Source organism: Nocardia uniformis NBRC 13702 (assembly GCF_001613345.1).
Classification (GTDB): Bacteria; Actinomycetota; Actinomycetes; order Mycobacteriales; family Mycobacteriaceae; genus Nocardia; species Nocardia uniformis.
In genome coordinates, this window is sequence record NZ_BDCE01000008.1 from 61567 (window position 1) to 83798 (window position 22232).

Annotated in this window: 24 protein-coding genes; 10 read left to right on the forward strand and 14 right to left on the reverse strand. The window is 64.5% G+C overall.

Annotated elements, in window-relative coordinates; translation table 11 throughout:
* Window positions 1-78: 78 nt before the first annotated feature.
* The 5 genes from NU1_RS02405 to NU1_RS41080 are packed head-to-tail and all read right to left on the reverse strand — an operon-like array spanning window position 79 to window position 1449.
* The gene (locus NU1_RS02405) at window positions 79-507 is read right to left on the reverse strand and encodes a hypothetical protein (protein ID WP_067516877.1); all 429 of its coding nucleotides are present in this window, start codon (window positions 505-507) and stop codon (window positions 79-81) included.
* A gap of 9 nt (window positions 508-516) precedes the next feature.
* Entirely contained in the window at window positions 517-813 is a 297-nt protein-coding gene (locus NU1_RS02410; RefSeq protein WP_067516878.1) for a hypothetical protein, read from the reverse strand.
* On the reverse strand, window positions 798-1079 hold the full coding sequence (locus NU1_RS02415; protein WP_157551947.1) for a hypothetical protein: 282 nt from the start codon (window positions 1077-1079) through the stop codon (window positions 798-800). Before NU1_RS02415 ends, NU1_RS02410 begins: the two co-directional genes overlap by 16 nt.
* Window positions 1076-1288 (reverse strand): hypothetical protein, encoded by a 213-nt coding sequence (locus tag NU1_RS02420; protein WP_157551948.1) that lies wholly within the window; start codon window positions 1286-1288, stop codon window positions 1076-1078. The genes NU1_RS02415 and NU1_RS02420 overlap by 4 nt, the downstream gene beginning before the upstream one ends.
* 2 nt (window positions 1289-1290) lie before the next feature.
* Complete coding sequence (locus tag NU1_RS41080) at window positions 1291-1449, reverse strand: hypothetical protein (RefSeq protein WP_157551949.1); 159 nt, start codon at window positions 1447-1449, stop codon at window positions 1291-1293.
* 261 nt (window positions 1450-1710) lie between these two features.
* Between NU1_RS41080 and NU1_RS02425 the strand changes: the two genes are divergently transcribed.
* Window positions 1711-3081, forward strand: a complete 1371-nt coding sequence (locus NU1_RS02425) for an NsdA family TPR-like regulatory protein (protein ID WP_067516885.1) — start codon at window positions 1711-1713, stop codon at window positions 3079-3081.
* On the opposite strand, the gene NU1_RS02430 is transcribed toward NU1_RS02425, so the two are convergent.
* From NU1_RS02430 to NU1_RS02440, 3 genes are all read right to left on the reverse strand, one after another.
* Window positions 3062-3601 carry an NUDIX domain-containing protein gene (locus tag NU1_RS02430; protein ID WP_067516886.1) on the reverse strand — a complete coding sequence of 180 codons (540 nt, stop codon included), beginning with the start codon at window positions 3599-3601 and terminating at the stop codon, window positions 3062-3064. The genes NU1_RS02425 and NU1_RS02430 overlap by 20 nt on opposite strands.
* A gap of 153 nt (window positions 3602-3754) precedes the next feature.
* A complete protein-coding gene (locus NU1_RS02435) occupies window positions 3755-4189 on the reverse strand; it encodes a hypothetical protein (RefSeq protein WP_157551950.1) in 435 nt (144 codons plus the stop codon).
* 4 nt (window positions 4190-4193) lie between these two features.
* Window positions 4194-4577 (reverse strand): winged helix-turn-helix transcriptional regulator, encoded by a 384-nt coding sequence (locus tag NU1_RS02440; RefSeq protein ID WP_067516890.1) that lies wholly within the window; start codon window positions 4575-4577, stop codon window positions 4194-4196.
* Between the two features lie 62 nt (window positions 4578-4639).
* Here NU1_RS02440 and NU1_RS02445 point away from each other — a divergent pair, with 62 nt between their 5' ends.
* Complete coding sequence (locus NU1_RS02445; protein ID WP_067516892.1) at window positions 4640-5494, forward strand: SDR family oxidoreductase; 855 nt, start codon at window positions 4640-4642, stop codon at window positions 5492-5494.
* A gap of 78 nt (window positions 5495-5572) precedes the next feature.
* Here the strand turns inward: NU1_RS02445 and NU1_RS02450 are convergent, their stop codons facing one another.
* Entirely contained in the window at window positions 5573-7906 is a 2334-nt protein-coding gene (locus NU1_RS02450; protein WP_067516894.1) for an MMPL family transporter, read from the reverse strand.
* A gap of 208 nt (window positions 7907-8114) precedes the next feature.
* On the opposite strand from NU1_RS02450, the gene NU1_RS02455 reads away from it, so the two are divergent.
* From NU1_RS02455 to tgt, 5 genes are all read left to right on the forward strand, one after another.
* A complete protein-coding gene (locus NU1_RS02455; RefSeq protein ID WP_067516896.1) occupies window positions 8115-8702 on the forward strand; it encodes a TetR/AcrR family transcriptional regulator in 588 nt (195 codons plus the stop codon).
* Between the two features lie 36 nt (window positions 8703-8738).
* Window positions 8739-9248: an RrF2 family transcriptional regulator gene (locus NU1_RS02460; protein WP_067516898.1), complete on the forward strand. Its 510-nt coding sequence runs from the start codon at window positions 8739-8741 to the stop codon at window positions 9246-9248.
* Window positions 9249-9301: 53 nt separating this feature from the next.
* Window positions 9302-11035: an ABC transporter ATP-binding protein gene (locus NU1_RS02465; protein WP_067516900.1), complete on the forward strand. Its 1734-nt coding sequence runs from the start codon at window positions 9302-9304 to the stop codon at window positions 11033-11035.
* A gap of 67 nt (window positions 11036-11102) precedes the next feature.
* The gene (locus NU1_RS02470; protein WP_067516901.1) at window positions 11103-13064 is read left to right on the forward strand and encodes an ABC transporter ATP-binding protein; all 1962 of its coding nucleotides are present in this window, start codon (window positions 11103-11105) and stop codon (window positions 13062-13064) included.
* A 105-nt stretch (window positions 13065-13169) separates the two neighbouring features.
* Window positions 13170-14420, forward strand: a complete 1251-nt coding sequence (gene tgt, locus NU1_RS02475; RefSeq protein ID WP_067516982.1) for a tRNA guanosine(34) transglycosylase Tgt — start codon at window positions 13170-13172, stop codon at window positions 14418-14420.
* Between the two features lie 144 nt (window positions 14421-14564).
* Here the strand turns inward: tgt and NU1_RS02480 are convergent, their stop codons facing one another.
* Window positions 14565-15335, reverse strand: coding sequence for a queuosine precursor transporter (locus NU1_RS02480; protein WP_067516903.1), 771 nt, complete (start codon window positions 15333-15335; stop codon window positions 14565-14567).
* 49 nt (window positions 15336-15384) lie between these two features.
* Between NU1_RS02480 and NU1_RS02485 the strand changes: the two genes are divergently transcribed.
* Window positions 15385-16035, forward strand: coding sequence for a DUF4190 domain-containing protein (locus NU1_RS02485; RefSeq protein WP_067516905.1), 651 nt, complete (start codon window positions 15385-15387; stop codon window positions 16033-16035).
* An 80-nt stretch (window positions 16036-16115) separates the two neighbouring features.
* Here the strand turns inward: NU1_RS02485 and NU1_RS02490 are convergent, their stop codons facing one another.
* The 3 genes from NU1_RS02490 to NU1_RS02500 all read right to left on the reverse strand — a co-directional run bounded on the left by NU1_RS02490 (window position 16116) and on the right by NU1_RS02500 (window position 18382).
* Window positions 16116-16829, reverse strand: a complete 714-nt coding sequence (locus NU1_RS02490; protein ID WP_067516907.1) for an RDD family protein — start codon at window positions 16827-16829, stop codon at window positions 16116-16118.
* Between the two features lie 53 nt (window positions 16830-16882).
* Window positions 16883-17791, reverse strand: coding sequence for a tRNA glutamyl-Q(34) synthetase GluQRS (gene gluQRS, locus NU1_RS02495; protein WP_067516986.1), 909 nt, complete (start codon window positions 17789-17791; stop codon window positions 16883-16885).
* A gap of 78 nt (window positions 17792-17869) precedes the next feature.
* Window positions 17870-18382: a DUF309 domain-containing protein gene (locus tag NU1_RS02500; protein WP_067516984.1), complete on the reverse strand. Its 513-nt coding sequence runs from the start codon at window positions 18380-18382 to the stop codon at window positions 17870-17872.
* A 390-nt stretch (window positions 18383-18772) separates the two neighbouring features.
* On the opposite strand from NU1_RS02500, the gene NU1_RS39955 reads away from it, so the two are divergent.
* Window positions 18773-18982 (forward strand): DUF397 domain-containing protein, encoded by a 210-nt coding sequence (locus NU1_RS39955; protein WP_084520914.1) that lies wholly within the window; start codon window positions 18773-18775, stop codon window positions 18980-18982.
* 71 nt (window positions 18983-19053) lie between these two features.
* On the opposite strand, the gene qcrB is transcribed toward NU1_RS39955, so the two are convergent.
* Window positions 19054-20679 (reverse strand): cytochrome bc1 complex cytochrome b subunit, encoded by a 1626-nt coding sequence (qcrB, locus tag NU1_RS02505; protein ID WP_067516909.1) that lies wholly within the window; start codon window positions 20677-20679, stop codon window positions 19054-19056.
* Window positions 20680-20797: 118 nt separating this feature from the next.
* Between qcrB and NU1_RS02510 the strand changes: the two genes are divergently transcribed.
* Window positions 20798-22201 carry a WS/DGAT domain-containing protein gene (locus tag NU1_RS02510; RefSeq protein WP_084520915.1) on the forward strand — a complete coding sequence of 468 codons (1404 nt, stop codon included), beginning with the start codon at window positions 20798-20800 and terminating at the stop codon, window positions 22199-22201.
* Window positions 22202-22232: the final 31 nt, after the last annotated feature.

Below are 22232 nucleotides of genomic sequence, written 5' to 3' on the forward strand. Positions count from 1 at the left end.
CGTCTTGTCGATAGCTGCGCCGTCGTGCCGCTGGATGCCTCTCGCCCGGCGGACGATTCTGTGTGGTGGGGTGCTCAATCAGGATCGTTCGAGCATCGCTGTGAACTCCTCGGCGTGCGGTCCGCTGATCTCGTACGTGACTGTCGCCGGTTCGGCTGGTCCCACCCCTTCGGGTGTCGGACCCGGTACCCACGTGGTGACATAGTCCCGGAACTCCGGATAGGACAGCGCGACCGTGTCGCCCTGCAGTTCCGATGTCAGCATGTTGCCGTCCGCGTCGCGGCCGATACTTCCTTTCCAGCCGCGTGTGATGCGTGGTTTGCCTTCCCGCGGCCACCAGATCGGAGCGGTTGGGTTGTCGGCGACCAACGCCGCCCAGAGATCTTCAGCGCCAACCCAATTGCGCCCGTTGTCACGGGCGATGCTCGCCGCGAACCGCAGAAGAGACACCATCGATGGCGCGACCCCGCTCACGGTCACCGTGCATTCATCGTGTTCGGATGCCATGAGCCGAGCCTAGGCTTGTCCGCCGAGCCCGACACAGGTAAACGCCAAGGGGGCACCCGCCACAGTGGCCATGTGTGGCCCGTAGGCGGCCATCTCCGGATCGCCCTCCTTCTGCTTTCCCCAGAATCCTCCGATGCATGTGCAGGTAGCTTGGGCGGTGTTGAACGGGTCCAGTTGGAAATCGACCTGCCCGCCACCGGACTCGCAGTCGGCGGGAGTGACAGCCCTGGCGGGACTGGCGGTAAGCACGGCGGTAGCGAATATGGCAGCGACGAATACGAGTACGCGAATTATGTGGTGAGACATCGTGTTTCCATCTCACGGCGAGCGAATTCCGCCAACCGCGCGAACGCGATGGTCGGATCGAGCCCGATATCGAGCAGCGCGGGAATGGGGATATTCCGTGTGTGAAGGAGCATCGCCAACACGATGTGCTCGATTCCGACTTGTTCGGCCCCGCCGGAATCTGCCACGGCGAGAGCATCATCGAGCAGACGCAGTAGCTCGGGCGAGCACACATCACGCCGGGGCTCCGAGGTTGCATCATTGGCGGCTGGTGGCACCGTAGTCATGAGACCCTCCCCGAGTCCGGCACCAATTTTCCTTGCTGGTGTAGGGTTTCGTAGGCGACGCTCTTCGCGACGCACACCCCCACCGAGCACTCGATATGCACCTGCATGGCTCGGTGCGGGTTCTCTTGTGCCCAATATGGATTGGTGCAGCTGAGCATCGCCTGAATGGTCGATGCGTTCGCATCGCCCGGCATCGTCACAATGCTCATCGTCACCACCCCCGTAGCGGGAGGTAGGTGCGTTGCTCGGCTGCTAGCCGCGCCTGTATCTCGGCGACAGTCGGGCCGCTGTGGTGACGGGGCGTGGTGCTGGTTGCAGCGATGGCGGCGAGCATCACTGCGGCGATGAGCATTATGACGAGGAATTCCATTTCCGGTTCCTCCCGGGTCGGCCTCGACGGTCGTGGAGAGCGCCCGGTGCCGGGGGATAACCATTCATTGACCGCGCGGTTGTGGTGCGGCCGATGGTGATGGGAGTCAACTGGTTCCTCCCTGCACCGGGGCTGACTGCTAGTCCACGGCACGCACCACGGTTGCCGGAAGACTCGCAATGAGGGCGTGTGTGTGCACCGGGGGTGTGCACGGAAGCCGATTGATAGCGCGGGTGCCTCCCCCGCTGCCACACTTCCGATATGGGACGCCGCCCGAAGCAACCGAATCGGCAGCTCGACGAGCTGGTCGAGGAGGTCGGTGGGCCACGCAAGGCGTTGGCCCGTCGCGTCGTCGAGCGAGGTCGGGCGGTCGGCATGACGCTCAGTTACGACCACACCTCTGTCGGGCGCTGGCTCGCGGGCGAGCAGCCGCACCCACCAGTACCGGAATTGATCGCGGAGGTGCTCACCGAGCTGCTCGGTCGCAAGGTCACGCCAGCTATGGCAGGCATGACCGCTGGAGCAGACGCTGCCGCGGATATCGGCCTCGAGTTCTCACTCAGCCTGTCCGAGGCAGTCGCCGCAGCTACGACGTTGTGGCGCAGCGACGTCGAACAACGACGGTTTCTGCTGGACACCTCATATGCGGTTGCTGTCTATCCTGCGGCGTCGATGCGCTGGCTCACTCTGCCTGGCCCCGAGCATCCTGCCTCGATTGGATCGTCTCGACGCATAGGCCAGACCGACGTGGACGCGGTGCGAACCATGGCTACTGCGTTCCGAGACCTCGACAACAAGGTCGGCGGTGGCAAAGTTCGATCCACCATCGTCCAATACCTACATAGCTCAGTCGCGCCACTGCTGCGCGGCAGCTACCCCGAACACATCGGCCGTCAATTGTTCGGGTCGACAGCCGAACTCGTGCGCCTGGCGGGCTGGGCCGCCTATGACCAAGAAGACCACGGGCTCGCGCAGCGCTACCTGATCCAAGCGTTGCGGCTTGCCCGCGCCGCGTGCGATGCCGGGCTCAGCGCCGAAATCCTCGCCGCCATGAGCCACCAAGCCACCTATGTTGGGCGTCCCGGTGACGCGATCGATCTCGCCCGCGTGGCCCAGATCGCCGCCCGCGGTGCGCGTCTGGCCGAACTGGAGTCCGAGTGTCACATGGTCGAGGCGCATGGGCACGCAGCGCGCCAAGACCGGGCATCGTGCACGTCGTCGCTGACCGCCGCCGAGCGCGCGTTCGAGCAAGCCGGTTCGGCTCGGCAGCCGGACTGGCTCACCTATTTCGACAGTGCATACATGTCCGCGAAGGTGGCTCACTGTTTCCGTGAACTCGGCGACCATAAGCGCACTGCGCATTTCGCCGCGCAGTCCTTGAACATGTCCGGGGGTTACCAGCGCGGACGCGCCTTCAACTTGACCCTGCTCGCGTCTGCGACTGTGCCCACCGACCCCCGTGAGGCGGTGCGCATCGGACGCGACGCGCTCGATATCGCAGCCGACCTCGCGTCCCGCCGGAGCTTGTCGTACCTGCGCGATCTTCGCTACCGGCTCCAGTCATTCAACGGACTCGGCGAGGTCGCTGAGTTCCGTCAGGAAGTTCTCGAGCTCACAACTCGGCGAGACTGAGCGCCCGATACACGGCGACCACCGTTGCGGCACCGACGATCTCGCCCCGATCGATCATCTTCACGGCCTCGTCGAGCGGAAACCATCGAACGTCTTCCGCCTCATTGATATCCGGGGCGGTATCGGTAAGGTCAGCGCCGCGAGCGAGATAGATCTCTTGCGGGTGATCCAGCGTGCCGATGGCGGGCTGATAGGTGACGACGTGTTCCATGGTCCTCGGCCGCCAACCCGTCTCCTCTTCCACCTCACGCGCTGCCGCTGCCGCGACATCCTCGGCATGGTCGACGTAGCCACCGGGGAGTTCCCACACCCATTTGTCGATGATGAAACGGTGCCGGAACATCAGCAGAACTTCGCGATTGTCGTTGAGCACCAATGTCATCGCGCAGCGAGGCATCGCGGCGACGTACTGGGTGAACTTCACTCCGTCGGGCAGTTCGATATCGACGGTCGAGAGTCGGATGTGACGATTCTCGTCAACCAGCCGCTCCGCATGAATGGTCCACTGGGTGCGCTTCACCCATTCGAGACTACTGATCCGACCATTTCGCCCGGCGTCTATGGCGGAAAGTCCTTGCGCTCGAATGCTCCCCGCTCGGTGGCGGTTCAACTCCCTCCGCCACCGCTTCAAGCCCCTCACCTTGTGCACAGGTGAGGGGCTTTCCTCTGCGACCTATCCCGTGCGCAAGCAGGAGCTTCCGGCATCGAGCCCGGTGCCGACCACATCGACGGTGACATAGGTCGTCGACGTGACCTGGCCGGGGATGCTCTGGATGGCAATGAGGTTCTGGGTGCCGACGTGGTTGGGGGTCCAGCTGGCGGTGACCGTGTTGTTCTCCGGGTGGTGGACGGCGTCGCCGGGGATGCGTTCGCCATTGCCGGGGATGACGCCGCCCGCGACCATGAAGAACACCGAGCCGGGTGGGACGTCCGAATCGACCGTCGCGGTGACGTCGTAACGGCAGCCGGTCAGCAGGCCGTCCGCGCCGGCGGCGACGCTGACCGCGGTCACGCCTGCCTGGGCGGGTGCGCCGACTACGGCGGCGGTGACGGTTATGGCGGCGAAGGCCGCGGCGCTGGCCACGGTTCTCGGGAACGATCTACTCATCGTGCTACCTCCTCGATTGGAACTTCACGATTTCCTCGGTGTTCACGCTGACCCATTCCAGCAGTCCGTGCAACCGCTCCGCTACTTCCATCCCCATGGGGGTGAGTGAGTAGCTGACCTTCGGTGGCGTGGTCGGCTCCACGGTGCGCTCGGTGAGGCCGTAGCTGGTGAAGGTGCGCAGGTTCTGCGAGAGCATCTTCTCGCTGATACCGCCGATCCCGTCGCGCAGGGCATGGAATCGTAGCGGCCCGTCGCGCAGGGACGCCAGGATCAGGACTCCCCAACGGCTGGTCAGCTTGTCGAGGACGGTGCGGGCCGGACAATCGCTGTCGAATACATCACGTCCCTCGGTGGACGATACCCCGTCGGCCTGAAAACCTACTTCCACGCTAGGAGCTTACTTCTGGGTAGGGCCTTACCAGAAGTAAGCCATATTCGTACCGTGGGCTCATGGTGCAACCCAGGAGAGTTCTGGTCATCGGGGCAACCGGTCACGTTGGCGGGCAAGTGGTTTCGCAGCTCGCGAGCAACGGGGTAGCGGTTCGCGCGCTTGCGCGCAAGCCCGATACGGCCGTGATGCCCGCCGGGGTGGAGGTCGTATCCGGTGACCTGACTGTGCCGGACACCCTGACCGGGGCGCTCGATGGCGTGGACGCGGTATTCCTGACCTGGCCGATGCTGGCCCCGGATATCGCGCAGTCGGTGGTGGACCTGATTGCCGAGCAGGCGAATCGCATGGTTCTGCTGTCCTCCGCCGCCGTCCGCGACGACCTCGACGAGCAGGACAATCCGATCGGCCGCGCACACGCGGTCATCGAACGGCCGATCATGGAATCCGGACTGGAATGGACCTTCCTGCGCCCGCACGGTTTCGCGACCAACACCCTGGAGTGGGCGCCGCAGGTGCGCGCGGGCAATGTGGTGCGCGGCGCGTACGGCGCGGCGTCGATGACACTGCTGCACGAGGCCGATATCGCGGCGGTGGCGGTGCGGGCACTGCTCACCGCGGGGCACGTCGGCGCGCGATATGAGCTCACCGGCTCGGAGCCGCTGAGCCGGGTCGAGCAGGTAGCGGCCCTCGGTCAGGCGCTGGGTCGTCCGCTGCGCTGGGAGGAGATCTCGCCGCAGCAGGCCGAACAGCAGATGGATTGGCTCCCAGCCGAATACGCCGATTTTGTACTCGGCGGCCTGGCCATGATGGTCGAAGCGCCCGGCCAACCGACATCGACAATCCACGAGATCACCGGATCACCGGCCCGCACCTATGCGGAATGGGCTGTGGACCACACCGCGGACTTCGCCTGAAAGATCCACGTACGCAGTAGAAATGAGCTCGGCCCCCATCCGATTGGATGGGGGCCGAGGATGCTCAGCTGGCGACTATCAGACGCCCGCTGTTTCCTTTTCCAGCTCCACCGGCGATTCCGCCACCGGCTTGTGCCGCATATCGGCGAGCTTCGAACCCTCCACGTCGATATCGGGGAGGATGCGGTCCAGCCACTTCGGAATCCACCAGGCGTGTGCGCCCATCAGGACCAGCAGGGCGGGAATCACCACCATGCGGACGATGAAGGCGTCGAAGAAGACGCCCGCCGCCAATGCGAAGCCCATGGATTTGGCGACGACATTGTCCTGCAGCATGAACGCGCCGAACACCGAGATCATGATGACGGCGGCCGAGGTCACGACGCGGGCGCCGTGGTGGTAGCCGCTGATCATGGCGTGCTTGGACGATTTCCCGTGTACGAATTCCTCGCGCATCCGGGTCACCAGGAAGACCTGGTAGTCCATGGCCAGACCGAATACCAAGCCGATCAACATGATTGGCAGGAAGCTGACCAGCGGATGCGGCTCGACCAGGCCGAAAAGGCCTTCCTGGAAGATGAGCACCGTCGCGCCGAAGGTGGCCGCCATGGAGAGCAGGAAGCCGAGGGCGGCGGTGAGCGGAACCAGGATGGACCGGAACACCAGCACCAGCAGCAGGAATGCCGCACCGGCCACCAGCGACAGGTAGGGCACGATCTTGCTGAGCAGGGCCGCCGACACATCCGCGTAGATGGCGGTGGTGCCGGTAATGCCGTACTCCATGCCGTACTTGTCCTGGAGTTCGGCTTCGGCCGCGCGGGCCTCCTTCACCAGATCCTTGGTGACCTGGTCATTGGGACCGGCATCGGGGATACCCGTGAAGAGTTCGGCCTGTCCGTCCTCGCTGGGCATGGAGGCGGTCAGGTAGTCCATGCCGGGGTAGTTCGCGAGCCGCTCCCGCAGCTCGGTGACGGCCGCTTCGCGCTGATCCTGCGGCACATTGGTGAGGTCCACCGCCACCATGAGAGCGCCATTGGAGCCTTCGCCGAAGCCCTTGGTCTGCAACTCGTAGGCATCGCGCATGCTGGTGCCCTTGGGGAAGGATTCCCCGCCGGGCAGACCCAGTTCCATACCGGCGGCGGGTGCGGCCAGCAGGCCGAGCAGCACCACACCGGCGGCCAGGGTCAGCGCCGGAGCCCGGCCGATGAGCTTGGCGAACCGCATGCCGTTGGTGACGGCATTGTCGTCTTCGGGATCGTGCTTGGCGACCAGCGGCAGCTTCGGCTTGAACAGGTACTTGCCGAACGCGCCCATCAGCGCGGGCAGCAGGGTGATGGCCACCAGCACCGCGAACGCGGCCGACACGGCACCGAAAATGCCCATGTAGGTGAGGAATCCGACGCCCACCACGCTCAGCGCGGCGAGCGCGATAATGACGGTGAGACCGGCGAAGATCACCGCGGAGCCGGCGGTGCCGACGGCGAGACCAGCGGCCTCCTCCGGCGAATCCGCTTCGCTCAGTTCATGTTTGTAGCGCGACACGATGAACATGGCGTAGTCGATGGACAGTGCCAGGCCGACCATGGACGCCAGAATCGGCGTGAAGGTCGGGATGACCAGCCAGTGCGTACCGAACATAATGACGGAAATGGCTGTGCCCAAACCGATCAGCGCGGTCAGCACCGGTACGAAGGCCGCCACCAGCGCGCCGAACGCGATGGCCATGACGACCAGCGCCACACCGATACCGATCAGCTCGGCCGCGCCGCCCGTTTCGGCTTCCTGGGCGATGGATCCGGTCAGGTACACCTCGAGCCCGGCTTCGCGAGCATCGGCGGCGACCTCGGTCGCCGCTTCGCGATCGGCCACGGTGATATCGGAGAACTTCTCGATCGTGTACTTGACATCGATGGTCGCCACCGAGTCGGCGTCGGTCGTGCTCAGCACATTCAGCGGCGCGCTACTGCAGATGGCCGTGAAATCCGGCTTGCTGCGATCGCCGGTGAGGCAGTTGATATCGGCGGGTTTGCCGACCTCCTTGGTCGCCTCGATCGGATTGACCACTGGCTTGGTGTGGTCGACGATATCGAAGGAGTCCAATTTCTGGACGAAGGCCGCCAGCGCCGCCGCGTTCCGCGGATCGGTGAGCTTCTCACCCTCGGGCGCACCGATGACATAGGTGCCGGTCACCGCATTGGGGTCGAAGGCCGCCGACATGCCGGGGAAGTGCTCGTCGAGGATTTCGGTGGCCCGCTCCGACGGCAGGCCGGGCATGGTGAAGCTGTCCTGGAACGGTTTGGCGATCGCGCCGCCCACACCGCCGAGCAGAATCAGCAGGGTCAACCAGACTGGGATGACGATCCATTTTCTGCGGAAGGCGAACCTTCCCCAGCGGTAGAGGTATACAGACACGAGGGGTCTCCTGGGCGATTGGCTGTTCGTGTACTGGTGTGGGCTACTCGTAGACAGCACTCCCGCGGAGGCCGATGGCTCCCCGCCTCCAGATTGACGCTTCTGCCTACCGTGCGGTAGGTAGACTACCCAGCGGTTAACCGGAGGAACAACCTCCTGTCTGGGTGGCGCTTATCGCAGTATCCGCAGGTAGTGAGAGGATCATCCCATGACCGGCCGAGCAACCCCTGGGACTGTTATCGCAGGTAGAAGCACGAAAGACGCTATTCGTCTAGCGGCGCTGAGGCTGTTTTCGACCAAGGGATTCGAGTTGACGAGTCTCCGCGAGGTCGCCGATGAGGTGGGAATCACAAAGGCCTCGCTCTACTATCACTACGCCTCGAAGCAGGATCTGCTGCTGGCGGTCATCGAACCGGTCTTCGCCGATATGCGCGCCATGGCGGCCGATCTCGAGGGTCTGGAATACAGCCGTGACACCGTCCGCGCGGTGCTCACCCGGCAGCTGCACACCATGCTCGCGCACCGCCATATCGGCGTGATGTTCGTGAAGGACGGCGTCGCCGTCGGCCAGGCCATCGGCGAAAGCTATCTGGACATGATGGCCATGCATCGCAAGCTGTGCTGCTGGCTCGCCGGACCCGACGCCGATGCCGAGGCCATGCTGCGGGCAAGCGCGGCGCTGGAGATCGCCAAGACCGCCCTGCTGTCGCAGGACCTCACCCCGCATGCCGACGAGGCGCTCGTCGAGCGGGTGCTACTGGACGCGGCGCTCACGGTCCTGAACCCGGCGCGCTAGATTTCTCTCCTCTCACCACCGAACTCAGGAGCGCCAGTGCACATCACCGCGAAAGTCGATTACGCGGTGCGGATACTCGTCGAAATCGCGCTGGCCCAATCGAAGTCCGTGAAGGCAGACAGCATCGTCACCGCTCAGGGCATTCCGCCCAAGGTGCTCGAGTCGGTGGTCGCCGAACTGCGCCGGGCCGGACTGGTCACCAGCCGCCGCGGCCCCGAGGGCGGATACCGGCTGGCCCGGCCCGCGACCGATATCAGCGTGGCCGAGGTGATCCGGGCGGTGGAGGGGCCGCTCGCATCGGTGCGCGGCATGCGTCCGGAGGACGTGGTCTATCCGGGCGCGGCCGAGCCCCTGCAGCGGGTGTGGATCGCACTGCGCGTCAATATCCGCTCGGTACTGGAACGGGTCTCGATCGCCGATATCGGCCACGACCTGCTGCCACCGTTCATTGACGACCTGCTGCGCGACCCGGACGCATGGTCGCGCCGGTCCCGCCCGGTGGACCCGGGCCCGCACGGTGAATGGCGAGACCTCGATCACGCATAACACGCAATTGCCGGGGGCGGTCACGGCGCCCAACCGGTAGCCTGCGAGACACCATGTTGCTCAGACTGCTTCGCACTTTCCTGGCCCCCTACCGCTCACAGCTGGCGGGGGTCGTCGTGCTTCAGCTGATCTCGGTGATAGCCATGCTCTATCTGCCGAGCCTCAATGCCGACATCATCGACCATGGCGTGACCAAGGGCAATATCGACTACATCTGGAGTACCGGCCTGTGGATGCTGGCCGTGACCGGTGTGCAGATCCTTGCCCAGGGCACCTCCGTCTACCTGGGTGCGCAGGCCGCCATGAGCGCGGGCCGCGATATGCGCGCGGCGCTGCTGCATCGGGTCAGCACCTTCTCGGCGCGCGAGGTCGGCGTATTCGGCGCACCGTCGCTCATTACCCGAAATACCAATGACGTGCAGCAGGTGCAACTGCTCATTCTGATGAGCGCGACCATTCTGGTGATGGCCCCGATCATGTGCGTGGGCGGCATCTTCATGGCCTTGCGCGAGGATCTGAAACTGTCCTGGCTGCTGCTCATCGCGGTACCCGCCCTGGCCCTGTCGATGGGCTACATCATTACCCGAATGGTGCCGGGCTTTCGGCGCATGCAGGATCGCATCGACGCGGTGAATCGGGTGCTGCGCGAGCAGATCACAGGTATTCGCGTGGTGCGCGCCTTCGTGCGCGAGCGGCAGGAGACCTGGCGCTTCGGCGTCGCCAATTCGGAGCTGACCGAGCAGTCGCTGTATGTCGGCCGCTATATGGCCATGATGTTCCCGCTGGTCATGCTGATCTCCAATGTGACCGCGGTCGGCGTCATCTGGTTCGGCGGACACCATATCGACAACGGCACCATGCAGATCGGCTCGCTCACCGCGATGCTGTCCTACATCATGCAGATTCTGACGGCGGTCATGATGGCGTCGTTCCTGGCCATGATGGCTCCGCGCGCGGCCGTCTCGGCCGAGCGCATCGGGGCGGTGCTGGATACCGAATCATCGGTGCAGCCACCACGATTGCCGCAGCCGTTCGCCGCCGATCCGGGTTCGGTCGATTTCGCCTTCGCCGAATTCAAGTTCCCGGGCGCCGAACAGCCGGTGCTGCGGGCGATTCAGTTCCGGGTGGATCCGGGTACCACCACCGCCGTGGTCGGCGCGACCGGTTCCGGTAAGACCACGCTGATCAATCTGATTCCGCGCCTCATCGATGTCACCGACGGCGCGGTCTACGTGGGCGGCACCGATGTTCGGCACGTCGACCTGGAGGAACTGCGCGGCAATATCGGCCTGGTGCCGCAGAAGGCGTACTTGTTCTCCGGGACGATCGCATCGAATCTGCGCTACGGCAGGCCCGAGGCCACCGATGAGGAACTGTGGCACGCCCTGGAGATAGCGCAGGCCGCGGATTTCGTGCGCGATATGCCACAGGGGCTGGAAAGCCCGGTGGCACAGGGCGGTACGACGGTATCGGGTGGTCAGCGGCAGCGCCTGGCCATTGCTCGCGCCCTGGTGCGCAAACCGCGCATCTACCTCTTCGACGACTGTTTCTCCGCCCTGGACGTATCCACCGATGTGCGTGTGCGCGAGGCCATGAAGCCGGAGACCGCCAATGCGTCGGTAATCATTGTGGCGCAACGAGTTTCCACCATCCGCGAAGCCGATCAGATTGTCGTGCTCGAGGATGGTGCGATGTGCGGACGCGGAACGCACGACCAACTTTTACGTGAGTGCAAGGAGTACCGCGAGATCGTGGAGTCCCAGCTGAGCCCGGAGGAGGCACGATGAGACACAATGGCGAAGCCGCTCATCGGGCCGACGGGGTGCGGGAACTCCCGCAGATTGGAGCTGCCAAGTGAGGCCGGGGGGAGTTACTCCCGGAGCTCCGGACGCGAAGCCGAAGTCATTCGGCCCCTCGCTGAAGCGGCTGATGCGGCGGCTCGCGCCCGAACGTGTCGCTCTCACAGTTATTTTCGTACTCGCGATCGCCTCGGTGGTGCTCAATACCCTCGGCCCGCAGATCCTGGGCAGGGCCACCAACCTGATTTTCGACGGTGTGGTCGGCAAGGAGCTGCCTGCCGGTAGCTCCAAGGATGAACTGGTCGAGCAGGCCCGGGCGAGCGGCAATTCCACCTTCGCCGACATGCTCGCCAATATGCACGTGGTTCCCGGTGTGGGCGTTGACTTCTCGGCGGTCGGCACGGTTCTCACCTGGGTACTCATCCTGTACGTGGGCGCATCGCTGTTCGGTTGGATGGAGGGCTATCTCCTCAACTCGGTGATCAACCGGACGGTCAAGCGGCTGCGCGGCGATATCGAGGCCAAAATCCACAAGCTCCCGCTGAGCTACTTCGACTCCACCCCGCGTGGAGACATGCTCTCCCGGGTCACCAATGATGTCGACAATGTGGCACAGACATTGCAGCAGACCATGAGTCAGCTGCTCATCTCGGTGCTGTCGGTCATCGGCATTCTCTTCATGATGTTCTGGATCTCGCCATTGCTGGCGCTGATCGCACTGCTCACGGTGCCGCTGGCGATTATCGTCACCGCGCTGATCGCCAAGCGCTCCAAACCGCATTTCGTGGATCAGTGGAAATTCACCGGCAAGGTGAACGCACAGGTGGAGGAGGCGTTCACCGGGCACGAGGTGGTGACCGCGTTCGGTCGCAGCCGCGAGGTCGGCGAGGAGTTCGACAAGACCAACGACAAGCTCTACAACGCGTCGTTCAAGGCGCAGTTCATTTCCGGCCTGATCATGCCCGCCATCATGTTCCTCGGAAACCTGAACTACGTGCTCATCGCAGTGGTCGGTGGTTTGCGGGTGGCGTCGGGCAATCTGTCCCTCGGTGAGGTGCAGGCCTTCATTCAGTACTCGCGCGGATTCACCCAGCCGCTCACGCAGATCGGCTCCATGGTCAATCTGTTGCAGTCGGGTGTCGCGTCGGCGGAACGGATCTTCGAGATTCTCGATGCCGAGGAGCAGGTGCCGGATCCGGAGGTGGAGGATGCGCGGCCATTGGATCGCGGCCACGTCGAATTCGACAAGGTGTCCTTCCGCTATGAGGCCGACACCCCGATTATCGACGAACTGTCGCTGGCCGCCGAGCCCGGACATGTGGTGGCCATTGTCGGTCCGACCGGGGCGGGCAAGACCACCCTGGTGAATCTGCTCATGCGCTTCTATGAGCTGGACGCGGGCGCGATCACCATCGACGGCGTCGATATCACCCGCATTACCCGCGATCACCTGCGCGAACGCATCGGCATGGTGTTGCAGGACACCTGGTTGTTCGGCGGCACCATTCGAGAGAACATCGCCTACGGCAATACGAATGCCACCGAGGAACAGATTATCGAGGCGGCCCGCGCCGCCTATGTGGATCGTTTCGTGCACTCGCTGCCGAACGGCTACGACACGGTCATCGATGAGGAGGGCTCCGGCGTCAGCGCGGGCGAGAAGCAGCTCATCACCATCGCCCGCGCCTTCCTGGCCCGCCCGTCCATTCTGATCCTGGACGAGGCCACCAGCTCGGTCGATACCCGCACCGAACTGCTGGTCCAGCACGCGATGGCCGCCCTGCGCCGCGACCGCACCAGTTTCGTGATCGCACACCGTCTTTCGACCATTCGTGACGCCGATCAGATTGTCGTCATGGAAAAGGGCCGGATTGTGGAAATCGGCACCCACGAACAATTGCTGGCCGCCGAGGGTGCGTACTGCCGCCTGTACAACGCGCAGTTCGCCGCCGCCATCACCGACGCGAACGGTGCGGACGAGCCCGGCGAGGATGTGGTGGCGCTCGGGAAGGTGTGAGCCTTCGTCGTTGTGGGGACGGGGGCTCTCGTCATCCCGGCACGGGGGGTGGCGTCGCGCGGCCCGGGTGGTGGCGCGTGCAGCCCTGGCTGGGAAGATATCCGGGTGTCTGCTCCCGAGTCTTTCGCCTTCAAGGTCGGTACCCGCCTCGACGATCGTCATGGTCGATCGGGTGTGATCAGCACGCCGCACGGTGATATCGCCACTCCCGCCTTCATTCCGGTGGGTACCAAGGCGACCGTGAAGGCGGTGCTGCCGGAGGCCATGAAGGAACTCGGTGCGCAGGCCCTGCTGGCCAATGCCTACCACCTGTATCTGCAGCCGGGGTCCGACATTGTGGACGAGGGCGGCGGGCTGTCGAAATTCATGAACTGGCCCGGCCCGACCTTCACCGACAGCGGCGGCTTCCAGGTCATGTCACTCGGCGTCGGGTTCAAGAAGGTACTCGCCATGGAGGCGGTCGGCGTCCAGAACGACGATGTGATCGCCAAGGGTAAGGAGCGCCTCGCCCACGTGGACGAGGACGGCGTCACCTTCCGCTCACACCTGGACGGTTCGAAACACCGCTTCACGCCCGAGGTGTCGATGGGTATCCAGCATCGGTTGGGCGCGGACATCATGTTCGCCTTCGACGAGCTGACCACGCTCATGAATACCCGTGGCTACCAAGAGGAATCCCTCGAACGCACTCGGCGCTGGGCGCAGCGCTGCCTCGACGAACACGAGCGGCTAACCGACGCCCGCACCCACCGGCCGTACCAGGCGCTGTTCGGCGTCATCCAGGGCGCGCAGTATGAAGACCTGCGCCGCAAGGCCTGTCGTGATCTGGAAGCGTTACGCGGTGCCGCCGGAACGGGATTCGATGGTTACGGCATCGGTGGCGCGCTGGAGAAGCACAATCTCGGCACCATTGTCGGCTGGTGCTGTGATGAGCTGCCGGAGACCAAACCGCGCCACATGCTCGGCATCAGTGAGCCGGAGGATGTGTTCGTCGCGGTGGAGAACGGTGCGGATACCTTCGACTGTGTGAACCCGTCCCGGGTGGCGCGCAATGCCGCCATCTATGTGGACGAGGGCCGATTCAATATCAATACCGCGCGGTTCCGCCGCGATTTCACACCCATTGACGAGAACTGCGACTGCTACACCTGCCGGCACTACACCCGCGCCTACCTCCATCACCTGTTCAAGGCGAAGGAAATCCTGGCGGCCACGCTGTGCACGATTCATAACGAGCGTTTCACCGTGCGCCTGGTGGATCGGATTCGGGCAAGTATCGAGCGTGGCGAATTCGACGACTACAAGACCGAATTCATGGGTCAGTGGAAGGGCCGAGTCAAGGCTCCGGGACTCTGAGGATCCCGCCATCCCGGCGTGCGGAATCCCCGCGTCATCCCGGCGTGGAGGATCCCCGTCATTCCGGCGTGCTTTTGGCCGGAATCCACATCTGACCGGAGGTGGATCCTGGCCGAACCCACGCCGGAATGACGAAGGTGAGTGTCAGCTTGCGAGTGCGGGCGCCTGGCTGGGTGCGTAACTGGGTTCCCGCTTCTTCAGGAACCCGATCACCGCGTAGGTGATGGGCAGGACGAGGACCTCGGCGAAGGTCTTCCAGAGGAAGCCGACGATCACGAAGTTGATGAACGCGCCCCACGAGTTGATACCGATGGCGGTGGCGGCAATGGCGCAGAAGATGAGGGTGTCACCGAATTCGCCGACCACGGTCGAACCGATGAGCCGCGCCCACAGGTGCTTCTCCCGGGTCCGCTCCTTGATCATCACCAGCGTCGCCGAGTTCAGCATGGTGCCGACGAGGTATCCGGCGAGGCCGGCCGCGACCAATTGCGGCGTGGTGCCCAGGACGGTGCGGAACGCCTCCTGGTTCTCATAGAACGAGGCCGCTGGCAGGGCGACTGCGATCTTGAACGCGACCACCATCAGCAGCAGGATGCCGAAGCCGTAGTAGATGGCGCGGCGGGCGGCCTTGAAGCCGTATACCTCGGTGAGCACATCGCCGAGGATGTAGGCGAGGGGGAAGAGGAACCACGCGCCGTCGGTGGTGATCGGAAGGATCTCGATCGGCCCGAGCGTCAACTGCTGGTCGGAGAAGAATTGAACACCCTTGGTGGCGCAGATGTTCGAAATGATCAGAACTGCCGTGAACAGGGCCACGACCGGTGTGTAGTAGTTCCCCGCCACCTTCGCGAATGCCGCGTGTTCGGTGGAGGGGCGTCCAGGTTCGGCCGTGTCGGCCGGTAATACATCACTCACGAAGGGAAGAGAATACCCGTCACTCGTCCAGGTGGAATAGTCTGGGCCGATGACGAATCCCGGCGATTCCGACGAGTGGTGGAAGCAATACGGCGGTGAAGGCATCAAGCCGGACAGTGCTTCCAATCCGTCGGTACCGCAACCACCGGCCGCGGGCTATTCTTCCGCACCGCAGTATCAAAACCCGCCGGCGACTCCGCCACCGCAGCAGTATCCGAATTACCCTCCGCAGCAGTCGAATCCGGGATATCCGCAGCCCAACCCGCTGTCACCTCCGGGCTACCCGCAGCCGGACCCGATGTCGGGCTACCCGCAGCCCGATCCGATGTCGAATCCGGGTGCCTCGGCGTATCCGCCCGCACCCGGTTACGGCTATCAGCAGGGTTACCCCGCGCCGCCGGTCACCGGCTATACGCCCTATGGATACGGCCCGCCGCAGGTCGGCACCAATGGCATGGCGATCGCGGCGCTGATCACGTCGTTGCTCGGGTTGGCCTCGGTGTTCTTCTGCATATTCATTCCGATTGTCCCGCTGGTCGGCTTGATCCTGGGAGTCGTCGGACTGAACCAGGTGAAGCAGTCCGGACAAGAGGGCCGCGGGCTCGCCCTGGCCGGTATCTGGGTCGGCGTCGCCGGAATAGTGATCTCGGTCGGGTTCTGGGTGCTGATGGCTATCGGCATTGCCTCCGCCGGCTACTAGCCGACACAGTGTGAACGACAGCGGGTGCGCATCCGGTGAGGATGCGCACCCGCTTCGTATTGCTATGGGCTACTGGGTAATCAGCCCTTGACGACCTGGGAGCCGCCCGCGAACTTATCGTGCCAACCCTGCTTGTTCGGGTCCTGCTCGATGGTGACCGCGATGTAGATCTGCAGGCCGATGGACACGATCCAGCCCAGGCACGGAATGATGCCGGCCAACATGAACAGGTTGCGCTTGGCCGACGTCGCCGGATCCAGCAGGCCGCCGCCGGGGGCGACCACCCGCATGCCGAGCAGCTTCTTGCCGAGGGTCGCGCCCTGCTGGCTCTCCATGAAGACGAAGTAGCCGAACGGCAGTGCCCACATGATCATCGACCAGAGGAAGGCGAGCGTGCCGGAGGCCGAGTTGAGGACCGCATAGATGATGGCGGAGGGGATGCCGATGATCAGGGCGTCGATAATGCGCGCCCCGAGCCGCATCCACAGATCGCCCGGCTGCGCGCCGCCACCCAGGCCCGGAGCGCCGAAACCCTGCTGGCCGTACGGCTGCTGCTGACCGTACGGGTCGGGCTGGCCGTAGGGCTGCTGCTGCCCGAACTGCGGCTGCTGGCCGTAGGGCTGCTGCGGCTGCTGGTTGTAGGGATCGGACTGCCCGTAGGGCTGCTGCTGGCCGTACGGCTGCTGGCCGGGCTCCTGGCCGTAGGGCGGCTGCCCGCCGGCCGGATTCGGCTGCTGTCCGTACGGCTGTCCGCCCTGCGGATACTGATTGGGGTCGTACCCACCGCTTGTCATTGTGTCGCCGTCCTCATTCGATGTGCGTCCAGTGGTCTTTTCGAGTCCGTACGTTACGGACCCGGTGTGGTTGCAACAAGCCGATCCGGGTCGAGTGTCCACGGTTCGCGGACCAGTCGCTCGGGTCGAAACTGCCTGATCAACTCGGCCGCGGTGGTTGCCCGGTAGCCCAGTGAACCCGCCAGCAAACTCATTACCTGCTCAGGCGTTTCGCCCAGGGCGAGGCGGTCGCCCAGTGTTACCGCACCGTCGCGCTTGGCCAATCGCTGTCCGGCGGTATTGAGCACCAGCGGCACATGCGCGTAATGCGGTACCGGCAGGCCGAGCAGGGTGGCCAGATAGGCCTGCCGCGGGGTGGAGGACAGCAGGTCGTCGCCGCGCACCACCTGATCGATGCCCTGATCGGCGTCGTCCACCACGACGGCCAGGTTGTAGGCGGGCATACCGTCGCCGCGCCGCAACACCAGATCGTCGACCGCACCCCGATAGACGCCGTGCAGTTCATCGGTGATCTCGAAATCGCTTACCGCTGACCGCAATCGCAGGGCGGCGGGACGGCCCTCGGCGCGGCGGGTGGCGCGGGCGCCGTCGGTGAGATCGCGGCAGGTGCCCGGGTACGCGCCCATCGGACCGTGTGGTGCGCTGGCCGCCTGCTGGATTTCCCTTCGCGTGCAGAAACATTCGTAGGTGAGCCCGGCCTCGGTGAGCCGGGTGATCGCCGTGTCGTACAGCTCCGATCGCTCGGATTGCCGGACCACCGGCCGATCCCAGTCGAGCCCGATGGCGGTCAGATCCGCCAGTTGCTGTGCGGCGGCGCCGGGCCGGACCCGGTCGAGGTCCTCGATGCGCAGGAGGAATCCGCGTCCGGTGCGGCGCGCGAAGAGCCAGGCGAGCAGCGCGGTGCGGAGATTGCCCAGGTGCAGATCGCCGGAGGGGCTGGGCGCGAACCGGCCATTACCCACGGCACCGTTGGTACGGGCCGAACGCGGCGATGGGGCGATCTGGTCGGTGGACACGTCAGCCGATCGTACCGACCCGGGTCAGTGTTGCGAACCTTGTGTGGCACCGGTCAGCCGGACCCGCAACCGCTCCTCCGGAAGCGGTTCGTCGGTATCGAGGACAGCCAGTAGGCCCGCTGCGTGGGCCATGAGCCCGTCACTGTCGATCCCGTAAGGCGGTGGTCCAAAGGCCGCGAGGCGCTGTACGGCGCGCTCCAGCAGGGTGCGCGCGCCCTTCCGATTGCCACGTTGAATGTGGGTCAGACCAACAGCATATTGTGCTAGTCCCTGCCACAGCATCCTCTCGGCGAACGGCCCCTGTTTCCATGCCGCCTCGAGCACCTCGTGGGCATTGAAGGCGAGTCCGTCATCGAGGAGTTGCTGTGCGTACGCGAGCGTTTCCGCAGGCGGTAGCTCGAGGTCGTCCGGTATGCGCGGTACGCCGATGCTGCCCGGCGGGAGGGGGCGGCCAAATCGGTCCCGGGCACGCGCATTACGTGCGCGCCCGGTCTCATCGCGATCGCGGGCGCTGTCGTCCTGCGGTGATTCGACCATGCCTCCATCATCCCGGACGGTCCGCGCGGCATGCATCGCCCGGTTCGCGGATACACCGACGAATTGAACCCGCAAGAAATATGCGCCCTCCGGAATTGGATATATCGGATCTCTGCAATTATTTGGCAAATAGTTAGCCAGCAAACATTGCCACATGGTCGCTGTTTGAATACGAAAGAATGCGATCTCCTATTGACGAACGGTGCTAGTCTTTAGCGCGGGAACGGCCTCGGGGGCGCATTCCCGTCGTGAAGTGCAGAAAAACGGGTTGCACAATCAGTTGCGCGCTTCTTCGGGCGCGCAACAGGACTCGGCTTTTCGCCGGTCTTCGATGTTACAAGAACGATGCCAGCTAGATCTCATGCGTGACGCAGCAAAGGAGCTAGTACCGTGAAGGTGGATTTGACAGGCGCCTCATGGCGCAAGAGCAAACATAGCGGTCCCAATGGAAACTGTGTGGAAGTAGCGTTTCTGCGGGGTGGCCACGTAGGGGTTCGTGACAGCAAGGACCACGGCGGCGGGCCGATCCTCGCATTCACCCCTGGCGAGTGGGACGCGTTCGTCGCGGGCGTTTCCGAGGGCGAGTTCAGGCGCGCCTGAATGTAGAGAACAGGGGCCCCGAGTCATTGACGACTCGGGGCTTTCGCGTGTTCGGGGCAGCGCGCACGCGGTCAGTGCCGGTGCCCGTTCCCCCTACCTTCTTCCTGGACGCGACGCAGTACCGCGAGCTGTTCGCGCTCTTCTTCGTGTTCGGTACCGGTGTGCAGGTCGCGCTCTTCGGGTGGGTCGGGGCTGAAGAAGCCACCGCTGCCCGGACGTCCGGCAAGGCCGAGTTCATTCAGCTTCCGCGGCACGCGCGCGCCCTGGTACTCCAGCGGAATGGGGTGTCCGTGTTCATCGACCGGCCCGAGCGGCTGGTGCAGTTCGATGTACTCCCCGTGTGGAAGTCGGCGCACCACGCCGGTTTCGATGCCGTGCTCGAGTATCGCGCGGTCGGCGCGTTGCAGGCCGAGGCACAGTCGGTAGGCGATGTAGTAGGCCAGCGGCGGGGCGAGCAGTAGCCCGATGCGGAAGATCCAGGTGGTCGCATTGAGCGAGATATCGAACTGCAGCGCGATGATGTCATTGACGCAGGCCAGGGTGAGCACGATATAGAAGGTCAGCGACATGGCCCCGATGGCGGTGCGGGTGGGGACGTCGCGAGGTCGTTGCAGCAGGTTGTGGTGGACGCGGTCGCCGCTGAGGCGTTTCTCGATCCACGGGTAGGTGATGAGCATGGTGAAGATCAGCGGCATGAGCAGCGCGACGGAGAACGAGCCCGGCACCGTATGGCCGAAGATATAGAGCTCCCAGGCCGGGAACAGGCGCAGGAATCCATCGGTCCACATGAGGTAGAAGTCGGGCTGGGTGCCCGCCGAAACCTGAGATGGGTTGTAGGGCCCCAGGTTCCACACCGGATTGATCTGAAGCAGACCGCCCATAATGGAGAGCACGGCCAGGTTGAAGGCGAAGAACGCGCCCTGGTCCAGGGAGAACACCGGCACGATGCGGGTGCCGACGACATTGTGTTCGGTGCGACCGGGTGCCGGGTACTGGGTGTGCTTCTGGTACCAGACCAGCCCGATATGCGCGACGACCAGCACGATCATTATGCCGGGGAACAGCAGCACATGCGCGATGTAGAGCCGCGGAATGATGATATTGCCCGGGAAGTCCCCGCCGAACATGAGCCAGTGCAGCCAGGTGCCGACAACCGGTGTGCCCATGGTGATTCCGGAGAACGCGGCGCGTAATCCGGTGCCCGAGAGCAGGTCATCGGGCAGCGAGTAACCGAAGAAGCCTTCGAAGGTGGCGAGGATCAGCAGTAGCGAGCCGATCACCCAGTTGGCTTCGCGGGGTTTGCGGAACGCGCCGGTGAAGAAGATGCGGGACAGGTGCACGATCATCGCGGCAACGAAAAGCAATGCGGCCCAGTGGTGTACCTGGCGTACGAACAGTCCGCCGCGCACGTCGAAGGAGATCTCGAGCGTGGATTCGTAGGCTCGGGACATGGTGACGCCGCGTAATGGCTGATAGGAACCGTTGTAGACGACCTCGGTCATGGACGGGTCGAAAAACAGGGTCAGGTACACGCCGGACAGAATCAGGATGATGAAGCTGTACAGCGCGATTTCGCCGAGCAGAAACGACCAGTGAGTCGGAAAAACCTTATTGATGGATCTTTTCAGGAATGCCGCGGCTTGATACCGCTCATCCGCTGCGTTGGCCTGCGCGGCCGCTCGACTAGTGGTTGCCATTGTGCGGTCACCCCGCCCCCAAAGGAGAGTGATAAGGCTTCTACTACAGACGGTAGCACGTGCGCACTTTGTCCGGGGCCGAAATTCATACCCAGACTTTCGCCGATACTGTCAGCGGGTGACCTCGCTCGCGCCGCGGGACGCGACCATGTACTGGCTGTCCACCCGCACCCGCAATGACCTCTTCCTGGTGTACTGCTTCGCGGATACCGGGGTCCCGACCGCGCGGTTACGTGAGACCGTCACCCGTCGCGGCCTTCGCATTCCGGATCTTCGGGTCCGGGTGCGCGACGCCCCTGCGAATCTTGCGTATCCCGGGTGGGTTCCCTGTGCGTTCGCCGAGGATCAATTCCGCGAGCACCGGCTCCCCACTCCCACCTGGTCCGCCGCGACCACCGCCCTGGCCGAACTGCTCGGCACCGGTCTCGACGCGAGCCACCGCCCCTGGCGGCTCCACGTCTTTCGCGGGATCATCGACGCCCCGCTGGCCCCCGCCGAACCGGCCATCGTCGCGGTCCTGCAGGTATCGCACGCCCTGGCCGACGGCCGCCGTGCCGCCGACATCGCCCGCGCCCTCTTCACGGACTCCGGGATCACCGACGAATCGACCGGTGCGGCAGGGTTTTTCGCCGCCGCAGTGAATCGTGTTCTCCCGGTTACCCTGGCGGATCGGCTGAAAACCGCTGTGCCGCTGTGGAACGCGGCCCTCGCGGTACCCACTCTCCCGATGGGTGTGAGCCGCACGGTGATTCGCGGTATCGCCGCCTACCGGGCTCAGCGCGAACTGGCCGATCTCACTGCGGCAGGGCAGCTTCCACCGCCGGGGTCGGGATATGCCCCGAATCCGCTGAACGGTGACGGTGGTGCGCCGCGGCATGCGGTGCGAATGATGGTGCGCGCGGCCGGGAAGACACGCGCACCCGGCTATACCGTCACCATCGTCGTCCTCACCGCGGTATCGCTGGCCGTACAGCGGTACCTCGCCGCGCGAAACGAGCCGGTCGAAGTGCTGGGTGCACAGGTACCCGTGGCGACCTTCGATCGCGCTGCGGGACAGCGCAACAGCTACGGCGACCTCTCGGTCGACCTGGCGGTCGCGGAACCGGATCCCCGACTCCGGGCCGACCGGATCGCCACCGATATGGCTGCCCGCCGAGAGCGTGCACGGCATCCACTGCATGTGGCGCAGGATCGCGTGACCGCCGTCATCCCGGCCCCGATCCTGCGCTGGGATGTGAACGGCTATCCGATAGACGGGCTCCCCGAACGTGTTTCGGGTCACACCGTGGTGTCCAGCGTGCACCGCGGCCCGGCCGACCTGACCTTCGGTGGCGGTGCGGTGCGCTTCACCGCGGGCTTCCCCGCCCTCGGCTCCGTCATGCACCTGACCCACGGGGTGCACGGATTGGGCGATACCGTCACTGTTTCCGTACACGCCGATCCGGCGGTAATCCCCGACCTCGACGAGTACGCGGAGCTGCTGGACGCGGCGCTGGACGAGGTCGTCACGGCGCTGCGCTGATTGGCGACAACGACAAACGCCCCTGACCAGC